The sequence below is a fragment of the Bacillus sp. z14 (2026) genome, from assembly GCF_058313575.1.
Genome location: NZ_JBZFQK010000002.1, coordinates 139530 through 152275 on the forward strand (window position 1 = coordinate 139530; position 12746 = coordinate 152275).

The 12746-nt window shown below is 37.2% G+C and carries 15 protein-coding genes; 14 read left to right on the top strand and 1 reads right to left on the bottom strand.

Features of this window, described 5'->3' with window-relative positions:
- Nucleotides 1-163 precede the first annotated feature (163 nt).
- The 4 genes from AC4G3O_RS06630 (at nt 164) to AC4G3O_RS06645 (ending at nt 4829) form a co-directional block, all read left to right on the top strand.
- Nucleotides 164-1717 carry a fatty acid--CoA ligase family protein gene (locus AC4G3O_RS06630; RefSeq protein ID WP_140461130.1) on the top strand — a complete coding sequence of 518 codons (1554 nt, stop codon included), beginning with the start codon at nt 164-166 and terminating at the stop codon, nt 1715-1717.
- Between the two features lie 270 nt (nt 1718-1987).
- Entirely contained in the window at nt 1988-2977 is a 990-nt protein-coding gene (locus AC4G3O_RS06635; protein ID WP_066101818.1) for an ABC transporter substrate-binding protein, read from the top strand.
- Between the two features lie 45 nt (nt 2978-3022).
- On the top strand, nt 3023-4069 hold the full coding sequence (locus AC4G3O_RS06640) for an ABC transporter permease (RefSeq protein WP_140461131.1): 1047 nt from the start codon (nt 3023-3025) through the stop codon (nt 4067-4069).
- Nucleotides 4035-4829, top strand: coding sequence for an ABC transporter ATP-binding protein (locus AC4G3O_RS06645; RefSeq protein ID WP_066101815.1), 795 nt, complete (start codon nt 4035-4037; stop codon nt 4827-4829). The genes AC4G3O_RS06640 and AC4G3O_RS06645 overlap by 35 nt, the downstream gene beginning before the upstream one ends.
- 61 nt (nt 4830-4890) lie before the next feature.
- On the opposite strand, the gene AC4G3O_RS06650 is transcribed toward AC4G3O_RS06645, so the two are convergent.
- Entirely contained in the window at nt 4891-5298 is a 408-nt protein-coding gene (locus AC4G3O_RS06650) for a hypothetical protein (protein WP_066101814.1), read from the bottom strand.
- Nucleotides 5299-5543: 245 nt separating this feature from the next.
- Between AC4G3O_RS06650 and AC4G3O_RS06655 the strand changes: the two genes are divergently transcribed.
- From AC4G3O_RS06655 to AC4G3O_RS06700, 10 genes are all read left to right on the top strand, one after another.
- Nucleotides 5544-6266, top strand: a complete 723-nt coding sequence (locus tag AC4G3O_RS06655) for an AzlC family ABC transporter permease (RefSeq protein WP_066101810.1) — start codon at nt 5544-5546, stop codon at nt 6264-6266.
- Complete coding sequence (locus AC4G3O_RS06660; RefSeq protein ID WP_066101807.1) at nt 6263-6568, top strand: AzlD domain-containing protein; 306 nt, start codon at nt 6263-6265, stop codon at nt 6566-6568. Before AC4G3O_RS06655 ends, AC4G3O_RS06660 begins: the two co-directional genes overlap by 4 nt.
- 194 nt (nt 6569-6762) lie before the next feature.
- On the top strand, nt 6763-7518 hold the full coding sequence (locus AC4G3O_RS06665; protein ID WP_490552073.1) for an SDR family oxidoreductase: 756 nt from the start codon (nt 6763-6765) through the stop codon (nt 7516-7518).
- A 114-nt stretch (nt 7519-7632) separates the two neighbouring features.
- A complete protein-coding gene (locus AC4G3O_RS06670; RefSeq protein ID WP_066101801.1) occupies nt 7633-8169 on the top strand; it encodes a GNAT family N-acetyltransferase in 537 nt (178 codons plus the stop codon).
- Nucleotides 8170-8289: 120 nt separating this feature from the next.
- Nucleotides 8290-9009, top strand: a complete 720-nt coding sequence (locus tag AC4G3O_RS06675; RefSeq protein WP_140461132.1) for a nucleotidyltransferase domain-containing protein — start codon at nt 8290-8292, stop codon at nt 9007-9009.
- Between the two features lie 85 nt (nt 9010-9094).
- Complete coding sequence (locus AC4G3O_RS06680; protein WP_066101797.1) at nt 9095-9532, top strand: GNAT family N-acetyltransferase; 438 nt, start codon at nt 9095-9097, stop codon at nt 9530-9532.
- Between the two features lie 45 nt (nt 9533-9577).
- Complete coding sequence (locus AC4G3O_RS06685) at nt 9578-10114, top strand: GNAT family N-acetyltransferase (protein ID WP_066101794.1); 537 nt, start codon at nt 9578-9580, stop codon at nt 10112-10114.
- Nucleotides 10115-10320: 206 nt separating this feature from the next.
- Nucleotides 10321-11214: a DMT family transporter gene (locus tag AC4G3O_RS06690; protein ID WP_066101791.1), complete on the top strand. Its 894-nt coding sequence runs from the start codon at nt 10321-10323 to the stop codon at nt 11212-11214.
- 79 nt (nt 11215-11293) lie between these two features.
- Nucleotides 11294-11758, top strand: a complete 465-nt coding sequence (locus tag AC4G3O_RS06695) for a GNAT family N-acetyltransferase (protein WP_491135988.1) — start codon at nt 11294-11296, stop codon at nt 11756-11758.
- 136 nt (nt 11759-11894) lie between these two features.
- Nucleotides 11895-12734, top strand: a complete 840-nt coding sequence (locus AC4G3O_RS06700) for a phosphotransferase family protein (protein ID WP_491135989.1) — start codon at nt 11895-11897, stop codon at nt 12732-12734.
- Nucleotides 12735-12746 lie beyond the last annotated feature (12 nt).

Consider the following 12746-nt stretch of genomic DNA (forward strand, 5'->3'; position numbering starts at 1 on the left):
AGGTAAATTATCCTGTTTATGAATATTGTGAATGTAGGGATTGCTTAATCTATGATTTCGATTAAATAGTTGCTTATACCTAGTTCTTTTTCTATAATAAAAATTGGGTGTATTTAGAATATTTTAACAAAACTTACACCTTTCTAACAGGGGAGGGAATAATATGAATTTATCAACCCAACTTCTAGAAACGGCAGAAAAGTTTAAAACAAAACCAGCTTATATTTTTATGGATCAGGAAACGAGTTATGCTGAATTGAATGCAGCTGTTACACGGTTTGCTGATGGTCTTCAGAGTTTAGGGGTAAACAAAGGAGATAATGTTGCTCTATTATTGGGTAATTCACCGCATTTCATAATTGGTTTATATGGATTAATGAGATTGGGTGCAACGGCTATCCCGATTAATCCAACGTATACACCAGATGAAATAGCCTACATATTGAAAAATGGTGATGTAAAAGCAGTAATCACATTGGATTTGCTGATTCCTATGTTTGATAAGATGAGAAAGATACTGCCAGATATTAATCATGTGATTGTTTGTCCGTCCGGTACAGGACCAGATGAATTGCCTCAGAACCTATCTATCAGCGACAAAATGAAACCGTTTACAGATATACTCAAAATTGCTACCGGACAATTTTCTGCCCCGAAAGTGGAGGAAGATGACACCGCCCTTATTTTGTACACCTCAGGGACGACCGGTAAACCAAAGGGTGCTATGCTTACGCATAAAAATCTCTATAGTAATGCCCGGGATGTAGCAGATTACTTACAGATCAATGAAGATGACCGTGTTATTACGGTGCTGCCAATGTTCCATGTATTTTGTTTAACGGTTTCTTTAAATGCGCCACTAATAAATGGAGGTACATTAATCATCCTGCCTAAATTCAGTCCACAAGAAGTGTTCAGAGTGGCCGAGAAATATGAAGTAACCCTTTTCGCAGGTGTGCCTACTATGTTCAATTATCTATTGCAATATCCCGAGGCTAATCAAGATAGCTTTAAAACTCTCAGGTTCTGTATTTCCGGAGGTTCAGCTATGCCGGTTGCGTTATTAACAAATTTCGAGAAGAAATTTAATGTTATTGTGTCAGAGGGATATGGTCTTTCAGAAGCATCTCCAGTTACCTGTTTTAACCCAATTGATCGCCCTAGAAAGCCTGGCTCTATTGGAAAATCCATCATTCATGTTGAGAATAAAGTCGTAAATGAATTGGGTGAAGAGGTTCCAGCGGGTGAAGTTGGGGAATTGATTGTTAAAGGTCCAAATGTCATGAAGGGCTATTATAAAATGCCAGAAGAAACTGCAGCTACCATTAAGGATGGTTGGTTATATACTGGTGACTTAGCTCGTGCAGATGATGAAGAATATTTTTATATTGTTGATCGGAAAAAAGACATGGTTATTGTCGGTGGCTTTAATGTTTATCCTAGGGAAGTTGAAGAAGTTTTATTTGCACACCCCGAAGTATCGGAGGTAGCTGTAATAGGGGCTCCGGATCCGAATCTTGGAGAAGTCATCCGATGTTTTGTAGTATCCAAAAGCCTAGATTTAACGGAAGAGCAATTAATCAACTATTGCCATGAGCATTTAGCAAAATATAAAGTACCTACATCGATTGAATTTATGGAGGAGCTTCCTAAAAATACGACAGGTAAGATTTTACGCAGAGCTTTAAGAAATACTGTGCTGCAGCAAACAAAATAGAAAAACGAACTTTGGACCCGCAGTGATGCGGGAATTTTTTTTGCTTAATCCGTATTTATCTATCATTTTTATGGATCTTATCCTGCTAAAACTAATCAACCTACTCACCCAGCTAAAAAATAGCATATTATAGTTTAAGTTTCAATTTTTACAGATATGCCGCTGCTTTATTGTCTGAATATTCTATATTATTTATTGCAATTCTAAAATTTTCAGGCTATAATTTAACGAATAAAAGCATAAAAGCGATAAAGGGTGGGGGAGCATATCATGAAATGGAAAAGTTTATTGGCAAGTATAGCTGTAATATCAACCATTGCACTTGCAGGCTGTGGTTCGGATGAAAAATCGTCCGGCGAAGGTGAGAAAAATGGAGAAGGAAAACAGTATACAGTAGGGATTTCTCAATTTGTTGAACATCCATCGCTTGATGAGGCCACAAAGGGCTTTAAAAAGGCTCTTGAGGATTCTGGGTTGTCCATTAAATATGATGAACAGAATGCTCAGGGGGAGTTAAATAATAATCAAACGATTGCTACTAATTTAGTGAGTGAAAAAGTCGATTTAATCTTTGCTAATGCTACTCCAAGTGCTCAAACTGCAGCCAATGTTACAAAGGATATACCGATTGTATTTACATCTGTTACAGATCCAGTAGGGGCAAAATTGGTATCCAGCATGGAAGCACCGGATAAAAATGTGACGGGAACAACAGATACTCACCCTGAAGCGATCCCTAATACAGTGAAGTTGATAAAAGAAATGGGCTATACGAAAATAGGAACGATTTATAATGCCGGTGAGCAAAATTCGGAGGTTCAGGTCAAAACTGTTGAAGATGAAGCAAAGAAAAATGGAGTGTCTGTTGAAAAGGTTTCTGTTGCAAACACTTCTGAAGTAAAGCAAGCTGCAGATTCTTTGGTGGGTAGAGTAGATGCTATTTATATCATTACAGATAATACAGTTGTATCCGCACTCGAGTCTGTGATCCAGGTTGCAGAAAAAGAAAGTATTCCTTTATTTGTTGGAGAATTGGATTCAGTCAAAAGAGGTGGCTTTGCAGCATATGGCTTCAATTATTATGATATCGGCTATCAGGCGGGGGAACAAGCTGTGCAATTACTGAAGGGTGAAAAAGAGGTGAAGGACTTGCCTGTTGAAGCACCGAATGATTTGAAATTAGTTATTAATAAATCAGCCGCTGAAAAAATGAAGATAGATCTTACTAAAATTAAAGAGGAAGCTGAATTTCTGGAATAAGGTTCTTCAGCCGTAATTAATCCAAACAGAAAGGAAGGTTAATACGTGTTTGCATCTGTTTTTGGTTCGGTGGAAGCCGGCATTATTTATAGCATTATGGCCTTAGGTGTTTACTTATCATTTCGAATTCTTAACTTTCCTGATATGACAGTGGACGGAAGCTTTGTAACAGGGGCGGCCGTCGCTTCCATTTTAATTACAGGCGGAACAAGTCCTATCCTTGCTACGTTTTCGGCGATATTTGTAGGGTTCTTTGTAGGAATAATTACGGGGTTACTGCACACAAAAGGGAAGATTAATCCACTGTTATCGGGAATTTTAATGATGATTGCCTTATATTCTATTAATCTAAGAATTCTAGGTAAGCCAAATGTATCCTTATTATCAGAGGATACAATTTTTACTCAGCTTGGTACATGGTGGGCGAGTCTTGGAATTGATAACTGGATTGCATCACTTTTCACAAACATTGGATTAGAAGGCTATATTCCGCATACATGGTCCATTGTATTGCCGATGATTTTATTTGTTATCGTAGGCAAGATGTTACTGGATGCATTTTTGAAAACAGAAATCGGCCTTGCCATTCGAGGAACTGGAGATAATGAGCAAATGGTGCGCAGCTTTTCGGTTCATACAGATATGACGAAAATGCTGGGACTTGGAATCGCCAATGCGCTGGTCGCTTTATCAGGAGCTTTTGTCGCACAGTATATTGGGTCTGCTGATGTCGGAATGGGGATTGGAATGATCGTCATTGGGCTTGCATCCGTTATTATCGGGGAAGCAGTCTTCGGTTCTAAATCCATTGCCAGAGCGACCTTAGCGGTTATTGGCGGAGCGATTTTATATCGATTGGTTGTAGCCTTTGCGCTTAAAGTGGAGTTTCTTGAAGCGGGAGATATGAAACTAATTACGGCTGTAATTGTTATTATTGCTTTGCTTATTCCAAAATGGATAGACAGTACGAAAAAATCCCGGAAAAGACGCAATCGAATGAAAGAATTGAATGCAGAAACGGTTAAACCTAGTATAAATGAGAATGGAGGAGAGCAGCTTGCTGCAACTAAGTCAGATATTAAAAGTGTTTAATGAAGGCTCTCCTGATGAAAAAATGGCATTAAATCAGATTAATCTTGAATTGAAGCAGGGAGATTTTGTGACGGTAATTGGAAGTAATGGAGCGGGTAAATCCACACTTATGAATTTAATTTCAGGAAAAATCCTGCCCGATTCAGGAAAAATCATCCTTAACGGAACCGATTTGACGTATGCGGGAGAACACCGCCGTGCCCGAAAAATAGGAAGGGTTTTTCAGGATCCGCTGGCAGGTACTGCTCCGACGATGACAATCGAAGAAAACCTGGCCATTGCCTATGCAAGAACAAAAAGAGCAGGGCTCAGTTTCGGGGTTACAAATAAGCGCAGACTGTTTTTTAAAGAAAAACTAGAGGAGCTTCATTTAGGTCTGGAGAACCGATTATCTGCGAAGGTCGGCTTGCTATCAGGAGGGGAAAGACAGGCGCTATCCTTATTAATGGCTACTTTTACAGAGCCGGATATACTCCTCCTTGATGAGCATACTGCAGCACTCGATCCATCACGGGCTCAGCTTATAACCGAACTTACGAAAAAAATCGTAAAAGAACATAAATTGACAACCTTAATGGTAACCCACAATATGCAGCAGGCCCTTGATTTGGGCAATCGATTAATCATGATGGATAGCGGTGAAATTATTTATGAAGCAGATCAAAACTCTAAACAAACGTTAACCATTGATCAGTTATTGAATGAATTCCAAAAACTAAAACGGAATACGCAAATTTCTGATAGGAGCTTGTTGGGATAATAGATGTATAGGAGTAAACAAACAGAAACAGCAAGCATTATGCTTGCTGTTTCCATCTATTTTAGCCAACCTTTCTTGTTGGAACAAATGTTTCTTTGTATGTATCTTCCCACAAATCAATTCGGCTCTGGATATGGATTTCATCGCGCATGCTTTCATGATGCTTTTCGATTTTTTTGGTGATTCTCTCTCTCCAGAAGCTTTTGAAATTTGGTTGAATCGTCATAGAATGCTCTACACATACATGGTTATTGTTTTCGTGGAATACGACTAAAACCTGGCAATCTTTATAGGAATGGCCCATTTTAGAGAAAACTTCATCTAAGTGATTAACTGAAATTATTTTTTGTAAACGTTCTTGTTCGTCTGGATCAGGATGATGCAGAGTGTTTGGACAAATATGTGCTACTTTGCCAACTTCATCAATAACTACTCGTACATATCCTAATGTTTTTTCATTACCTTGCATAAGTATCCCTACTTTCATCTTCATCATAAATCCATTATATGAGGGATGAATGTAATTCTACAATATTCAAAAAATTCCAATACAAAAGATAAGTTCGATAAGACAGACTTTTGGTATAACCATTAAAAGAATAAGTAAAATACGTAAATCTCTTACAGAAGCTTGGTAGATAAGAGTAAAAACCCTTGAATTATTAGGAATAGCTTATTTTATCTTGACGTAAGAGACTAAGAAAGGAGTATGTCATGGAGGTGCAGGTTGCCGAGCGCAGTGTATCGGATTTTAAGGAGGGGATTCAGGCAGGAATCAGTATTGCGATAGGATATTTTCCAATCGCGCTAACATTTGGTCTGCTTGCCAAATCATCGGGACTAACATTTGGGGAAGCCTTAGCTATGAGTATATTGGTATATGCAGGTGCTTCTCAGTACACAGCATTAAATTTGCTGTCACTCGGTACAGGTGTAATTGGTATTATTGTCGCTACATTTATTTTAAATATACGGCATTTATTAATGGCGACATCCATTCAGTTAAAATCTGTGAATGATCCTTTATGGAAAAAGATTATTTATTCATTTGGTATTACAGATGAAACGTTTTCGGTCGCATCCTTTAAAAAGGGGAAAATAACAGCGGGCTATATGTTCGGCCTTGGAGGAATTGCTTATGTAAGCTGGGTTCTCTGTACGGGAGTTGGTTATTTGTTCGGAGCCAGTTTGCCCCATGCCTTACAGGAAAGTATGAGTATTGCCCTCTATGCGATGTTTATTGCTCTGTTAATGCCAGCATTGGCGAAAAGCCGTAAAATCCTCCTCCTTGCTGGTATGGGAGCAATCTTTAACACAATATTATCTGTAACGGGTCTTTTATCCACCGGCTGGTCAATTATTGTGGCAACGCTTTTATCAGCCTTTCTGGTTGAATGGATGTATACGTTGATTGGCAAAAGGAGGACAAGTGAATGACGGCATCTAGTTTTATACTTATATTAGGGATGGCCCTCGTTACATACATACCAAGAATGCTGCCTTTTGTTTTGTTTAAAGAAATGAAGCTCTCTCCATTTTGGGAAGGTTTTTTACAAAACATCCCCTATGCAACGCTGGGTGCATTGATTTTTCCTGGTGTGCTTTTTATACAGGAAAACATTTGGATAGGATTAATCGGTGGGATGTCAGCTATCATTCTTTCTTTGCTTGGAGCCAATGTCATGCTTGTAGTGGTGGGATCGATTAGTATTTTAACAGTCTTGTCTATCTTTTTATAATTTTATTCGCGTACCTAAAAGGGGGACTCTCTCTCCCCTTTTTTTCTTTATTTTCAATTATTAGTTTGTCAGATTTAGATTTATTCCAGTATATATATGGTTGGTTTTTTTTATTGTTAAATTATGGGTTTTTAATTATGATTAATCACAATACCTAGTATAAATATCAAATTGCTTTAGGGAAGGGAAAATACATGACTTTTTTGCATGGGAAAATAGCTTTAGTAACAGGTGCGAGTGGTTCAAGGGATATTGGGACGGCCATTTGCAGAAAACTAGCTTCACAGGGAGCTGATATATTTTTTACATACTGGAAAGCAGAACAAGAATGGCCTGAAATCTTTTTTAATGAAATACAAACTAACGGAGTCCGTTGCAAAAGCATGGAAATTGACCTGTCAGATGCAAATGCAGCCTCCGAAACAATTAAGCGTATTTCAGAGGAATTAGGTGTACCTTCCATATTGATTAATAATGCAGCCCATTCAACAAGAGATGGGTATCTAAATCTGGACGCTAAAACTTTGGATGACCATTATGCCGTTAATATGAGGACTACTTTTCTGTTATGTACAGAATTTGCTCGATGTTTTAAGAATGCTGGATATAAATCAGGCAGAATTATTAATATGACATCAGGTCAGGACTTGGGTGCGATGCCTGACGAATTAGCTTATGCAGCCACAAAAGGAGCTATTTCAGCGTTCACTCGGTCATTGTCCGCTGAACTGGCATCATTAGGAATTACAGTCAATGCTGTAAACCCTGGTCCTACTGATTCAACATGGATGACAGATGAGATTCGGGAACATCTTTTACCTAAGTTTCCAATGGGACGTATAGGTGTACCTGAAGATGTAGCCCGTATGATTGGCTTCCTTGCTTCTCAAGAAGGAGAGTGGATAACAGGTCAGATTATACATTCAGAGGGAGGATTTATACGAGATTGAAAAGAAATAGCAGATTCATATTGGAGATATAGATGAAAATAAATAAACAGGAATACCATTCAAATAGCTTAATCTTATTAAGTTTTAAAAAGAGAAAGGGGCTCAATTATACATATGTATAAGAATCATGAGTTAATTATTCGGCCAATCAGAGAAGAAGATTTATATTCTTTATGGGAATTAGTTTATAAAGAAGAATCTCCTGAATGGAAAAAGTGGGATGCCCCCTATTTTGAACATAAGTCTATATCCTATGATGATTACTTGAAGAAAAGGGATAAGATTATCAATCAAGATTACTACTGGGGAATAGAAGTAGATGGAAAAATAATTGGTACAGTCAGTTATTACTGGGAGCATGAGCCGTCAAAGTGGCTAGAAATGGGCATTGGTATATATAATCCTCAATATTGGAATGGGGGATATGGTACGAGAGCTTTAAAATTATGGATTGACCATTTATTTAAAACGATGCCTTTAGTTCGTGTAGGGTACACAACCTGGTCTGGTAATCAGCGAATGATCAAAGTTGGAGAAAAATTAGGTATGCAAATGGAAGCAAGGTTAAGAAAATGCCGTTTCTATGATAACGAATATTACGATTCAATTAGAATGGGCTTATTGCGAGAAGAATGGGAAACTATTAAATAAAATCAAGAGCTGTCAACCAGTTCTTTTTTGTTTTCGATAAAGCTTTGGTTTTTGGAAGGTATTTCATATCTCAATGTAGAATCAAATAATTGAGAAATTTGTCGAATCAGAGGTGAGTCAATGGGTGGATTTAATAAAATAAGTCCAATTGAAGCCGGGCAACGGTTTATTAAAATTTATTTTCCAAACTGTCAGGGTGCTCTATTGGCAGGGAGCGTTGTTCGGGGTGAAGCAACTGAAACATCTGACTTGGATATCGTTATTTTCGATAAAAATATCAGTTCATCCTATCGAGAGTCATTAGTTGAATTTGGATGGCCTATTGAAATGTTCGTATATAATTTAACCTCTTATAAACTGTTTGTTGAAAGTGACTGTGAAAGGGCAAGACCTTCACTGTCAAGAATGATTTCTGAAGGGATAATCTTAAAAGATTGCGGAATAATCGATTCGATTAAAAAAGAGGCTAAAGAAATACTGGCTAAAGGTCCAGAAGAATGGACAGCCGAAATAATCAATACGAAGCGTTATTTTATTACGGATGCACTCGATGATTTTAAAGGCTGTACGAATCGGGCAGAGGAACTCTTTATAGCCAATACACTTGCTGAATTGGTAAGTGAATTTATCTTAAGAGCAAACCGTCAATGGATTGGCACATCAAAATGGGTAGTTCGTTCTCTCAAGCAATATGATGAATTATTTGCAAACCAATTTGTAGAAGCATTTGATTGTTTTTATAAGACAGGAGAAAAGGATCAAGTAATCCATTTAGTTGAAAATATATTAGAACCTTTTGGAGGGGAGTTATTCCATGGCTTTTTACTGGGGGAAAAATAAAGGAAGTCGGAATTACTAAAGAATAGAGTAGAACAGGCAAATTGCAAGATAAAATGACTAAATATTCAGAAATAAGAGGTGGATTATGGATCCGTTCACGATTAAAGAAATTAAATCAGTAAATGAAATAGTTGAAGCATTCCCTGTGATGAAGCAGCTGCGTACTCATCTCGATGAAAACTCCTATCTTGAACTCGTCTTGGATGCACAAGAAAGCGATAGATACAAAATGTTTGCTTTGGTTGATGCGGGTGAAATAGTTGCGGTAATTGGTTTTAAAACGATGATCACTCTTTATTATGGACGATTTGTTTGGGTATGTGATTTGGTTACGGATATAAATAAACGTTCCAAAGGATATGGTGAACAATTACTTACATATGTTCATCAATGGGCTAAGGAAAACAATTATGAAACGATATCCTTATCATCAGGATTGCAGCGTAAAGATACCCATCGTTTTTATGAAGAGCGGATGAACTATGACAAAGTAAGTTATGTATTTAAGAAGTCTTTAAATTAGAGATGTTCTATATATCTAGACCAGTATTAAGGGGAGGTGGTAATCATGATAGAACTAAAGTATTTTGAACGCTCTGATTTTAAACAGCTTATCAATTGGATTGATTCGCCTGCATTTTTACTTCAATGGGGTGGCCCTGGGTTTAACTATCCCTTGAATGATACTCAATTAGAAAAGTACATGGAGAATGCCAATCATGCTAACTCAGAAGCTCTGATTTATAAAGTGGTTGATCAAGAAACAGGCAACGTTATTGGACATATCTCTTTGGGGAGAATTGATAGAAAAAACGAATCTGCAAGAGTTGGAAAAGTCCTAATCGGTGATAAAAACACAAGAGGTAAAGGGATCGGTCAGCAAATGATTAAAGAAATACTTAAAATCGCATTTGAAGAACTTCACTTACATAGGGTTAGTCTTGGAGTATTTGACTTTAATGACTCTGCCATTGATTGTTACGAAAAGGCAGGATTTGTAAAAGAGGGTTTACATAGAGATGCAAGTAAAAATGGCGATGAATACTGGAGTTTATGGGAAATGAGTATTTTAGAAAATGAATGGCTGGAGATTAAAAACGTATAGTAGAAGAGATAGTTTATACTTTAGATGAATACAAAATGGCAATTTGTGGTGTAATCGGTAATGAGATTGTAATTAAATCTATTAGAAAATGACCAACCAGCTGTTCATTCATAAGTTGAGGAATGAACAGTCAAAAAAGTCATACCTCGTCTTAGCTGAAGATGATTTTTAATAATCCTATTTTTGTAGACGGAGGTATTTTCAAAATGAAACAAAGTTTACTCGGAGCTGTTTGTTTATCCTTGGCCGCCAGTTTGTGGGGCGGTATGTACGTAGTGAGCAAATATGTTTTGGATTTTATTCCGCCATTGACGCTAGTATGGCTAAGGTATGTAGTTGCATTTGTTGTTTTGTACGCTATTTTAAAGACCATTCAAGTCAAAAGTAAAACTCGTGAAACGATACAGATGAAAGATTGGCTGCTGCTGGGGTGGATTGGGTTTATAGGTTACTTTGTATCAATTGCTTTTCAATTCATTGGTACTAAATTATCCGATGCCCATACGGGATCTTTAATAACATCAGCTACACCAGCTTTTATGGTTGTTTTTGCAACGCTTATTCTGAAGGAAAAGCTAACGGGCAGAAAAGTTATCTCGGTCATACTCGCATCAATCGGAGTCACCATTGTTATTGGATGGGATACAAAGGCTGGAGATTATTTTTTAGGTAGCATGATATTAGTGGGAGCTGCCATTACCTGGGCTTTATTATCCGTCTATGTAAAAATTGCCTCTGCGCGTTTTACGTCATTAACAATCACTACCTATGCGGTCATGTTTGCGCTTGTGTTTACAACACCTGTAATGATATGGGAACTTCAATCAAATGCTGCTGACTATGATAGTGCTTTAGTTATCATGGGGGTTATCTATCTGGGGGTAGTTTCAACTGCGGGAGCGTTTTTCCTTTGGAACAAAGGATTAGAAATGATGGATGCAGGAATCGGCTCATTATTTTTCTTTTTTCAGCCACTGGTTGGTTCTTTCTTAGGGTGGCTCATACTAAATGAAAAGTTGGGCATTAATTTCTTTGTAGGTGCCATTTTAATTATTGCTGGTGTTGTAATAGTTACTTTTCAAAAGGAAAAACAGGTGTAAATTCTTTCAAGAGGGCAAGTTATCTTGCTTTCTTTTTTACAGCTAAGGTGAATAAAAATAATGAGGAGTGAAAGATAGAATGTCATTTGAAATATATAGTATGGCACAAGAACAAGCAGAAACAATTGCTTTCACCTGGCATTATGATAGTGAATATTCTTTTTATGATTTGGAAGCGGATAAAGATGATTTAGAGGAATTTTTAGATGTTGATAAACGAGGTAACTCTATGTTCGCTGTATCAAAAGATGAAGAATTAATAGCTTTCTTGAGTATTCACAGAATTGACGATAACACGGTTGATATCGGTTTAGGGATGAGGCCTGATTTAACTGGAAAAGGGATGGGATTAGAATTTTTAAAGGCAGGGATGGAGTTTATTAAATCTGAAGCGAATCCTCAAAAAATCACCTTATCAGTTGCTACATTTAATCAAAGAGCAATTAATGTATATAGAAAAGTTGGATTTAAAGATGTTGAGATTTTTATGCAAGATACAAATGGCAGCACTTTCGAGTTTTTAAAGATGGAATACATATGTTAAATTTTGTTGTTTTATATTGAGAAACGAGTATCGTAAAGAGCGTTGTCTTTGAGCTTTCAGATAGAGTAAGTTCGATGAGGAGGAGATTTTTATTATAAAACGTATCATTGAACATTTTGGATTGCAGGTAATATCAATGAATGAAGTTGAAGATTCCTTTAGTTCAAACGTCTATAAATGTGAGTTGCTTAGGGGAGCGACGGTTTTTATTAAAATTCCTTATACAAAGTTAAAGTTTCAGCGGGAATTGGAAGCTTATGAGATTTTAAAAGGAAGAATTGCGATTCCTGATATGCTAGATTGTTGGTTTGGAGATGAGGAGTGCCCTAGTGCTTTTTTGCTTTCCGAATTAAAAGGACAACCTTTAACACCTGTGGCTTCACCCAAAGCAGTATATCATGTTGGAGTTATACATGCTTCAATGCATTCTATTCAGCTGCCGATAACGAACGAGTTGATTGCCATACAAAATGAATTCCCGAATTGGTCCGACTTTCTTGAATCAAAATTCTATAGTTTTGCTGTGGATGTAAGAGATGTATTGGATGAACATTTATATGAACAGGCTATAGAAAAGTTTGAAATCATGAAACGGCAACTCCCTGCCCCAGACGGACCAAGCTTAGTACATATGGATTTTCGCCCCGCCAATATTATAGCGGACGACAATCAAGTCTCAGGAATCATCGATTTTGAATCCGTACGATTTGGTTCAACAGAAATCGATTTCACTAAAATTTATCGTGATATTTTAAGCTGCGATCATACCCTCTACCAGGCATATAAAGAGGGCTATAAAAGTATCCGACCTTTAATTGATTTAGATATTGTATTGCCCTTTTATCGATTTACAGATGCCTTCAATAGCATTGGGTGGTGTAAGAAGCGTGGAATGGAAAAAAACGCTGCATTTCTTGTAGAAAATTTAGCGATTTTGAAAAAACTTTTACCATCAAATAGAAGTGAAGGTAAGTAATAAAAAGCTGCC

Bases quoted from the DNA above. Each gene is read 5' to 3' on its own strand.
- AC4G3O_RS06630 (WP_140461130.1), top strand. From the start codon at position 164: ATGAATTTATCAACCCAACTTCTAGAAACGGCAGAAAAGTTTAAAACA.
- AC4G3O_RS06635 (WP_066101818.1), top strand. From the start codon at position 1,988: ATGAAATGGAAAAGTTTATTGGCAAGTATAGCTGTAATATCAACCATT.
- AC4G3O_RS06650 (WP_066101814.1), bottom strand. From the start codon at position 5,298: ATGCAAGGTAATGAAAAAACATTAGGATATGTACGAGTAGTTATTGAT.
- AC4G3O_RS06655 (WP_066101810.1), top strand. From the start codon at position 5,544: ATGGAGGTGCAGGTTGCCGAGCGCAGTGTATCGGATTTTAAGGAGGGG.
- AC4G3O_RS06660 (WP_066101807.1), top strand. From the start codon at position 6,263: ATGACGGCATCTAGTTTTATACTTATATTAGGGATGGCCCTCGTTACA.
- AC4G3O_RS06665 (WP_490552073.1), top strand. From the start codon at position 6,763: ATGACTTTTTTGCATGGGAAAATAGCTTTAGTAACAGGTGCGAGTGGT.
- AC4G3O_RS06670 (WP_066101801.1), top strand. From the start codon at position 7,633: ATGTATAAGAATCATGAGTTAATTATTCGGCCAATCAGAGAAGAAGAT.
- AC4G3O_RS06675 (WP_140461132.1), top strand. From the start codon at position 8,290: ATGGGTGGATTTAATAAAATAAGTCCAATTGAAGCCGGGCAACGGTTT.
- AC4G3O_RS06680 (WP_066101797.1), top strand. From the start codon at position 9,095: ATGGATCCGTTCACGATTAAAGAAATTAAATCAGTAAATGAAATAGTT.
- AC4G3O_RS06685 (WP_066101794.1), top strand. From the start codon at position 9,578: ATGATAGAACTAAAGTATTTTGAACGCTCTGATTTTAAACAGCTTATC.
- AC4G3O_RS06690 (WP_066101791.1), top strand. From the start codon at position 10,321: ATGAAACAAAGTTTACTCGGAGCTGTTTGTTTATCCTTGGCCGCCAGT.
- AC4G3O_RS06695 (WP_491135988.1), top strand. From the start codon at position 11,294: ATGTCATTTGAAATATATAGTATGGCACAAGAACAAGCAGAAACAATT.
- AC4G3O_RS06700 (WP_491135989.1), top strand. From the start codon at position 11,895: ATGAATGAAGTTGAAGATTCCTTTAGTTCAAACGTCTATAAATGTGAG.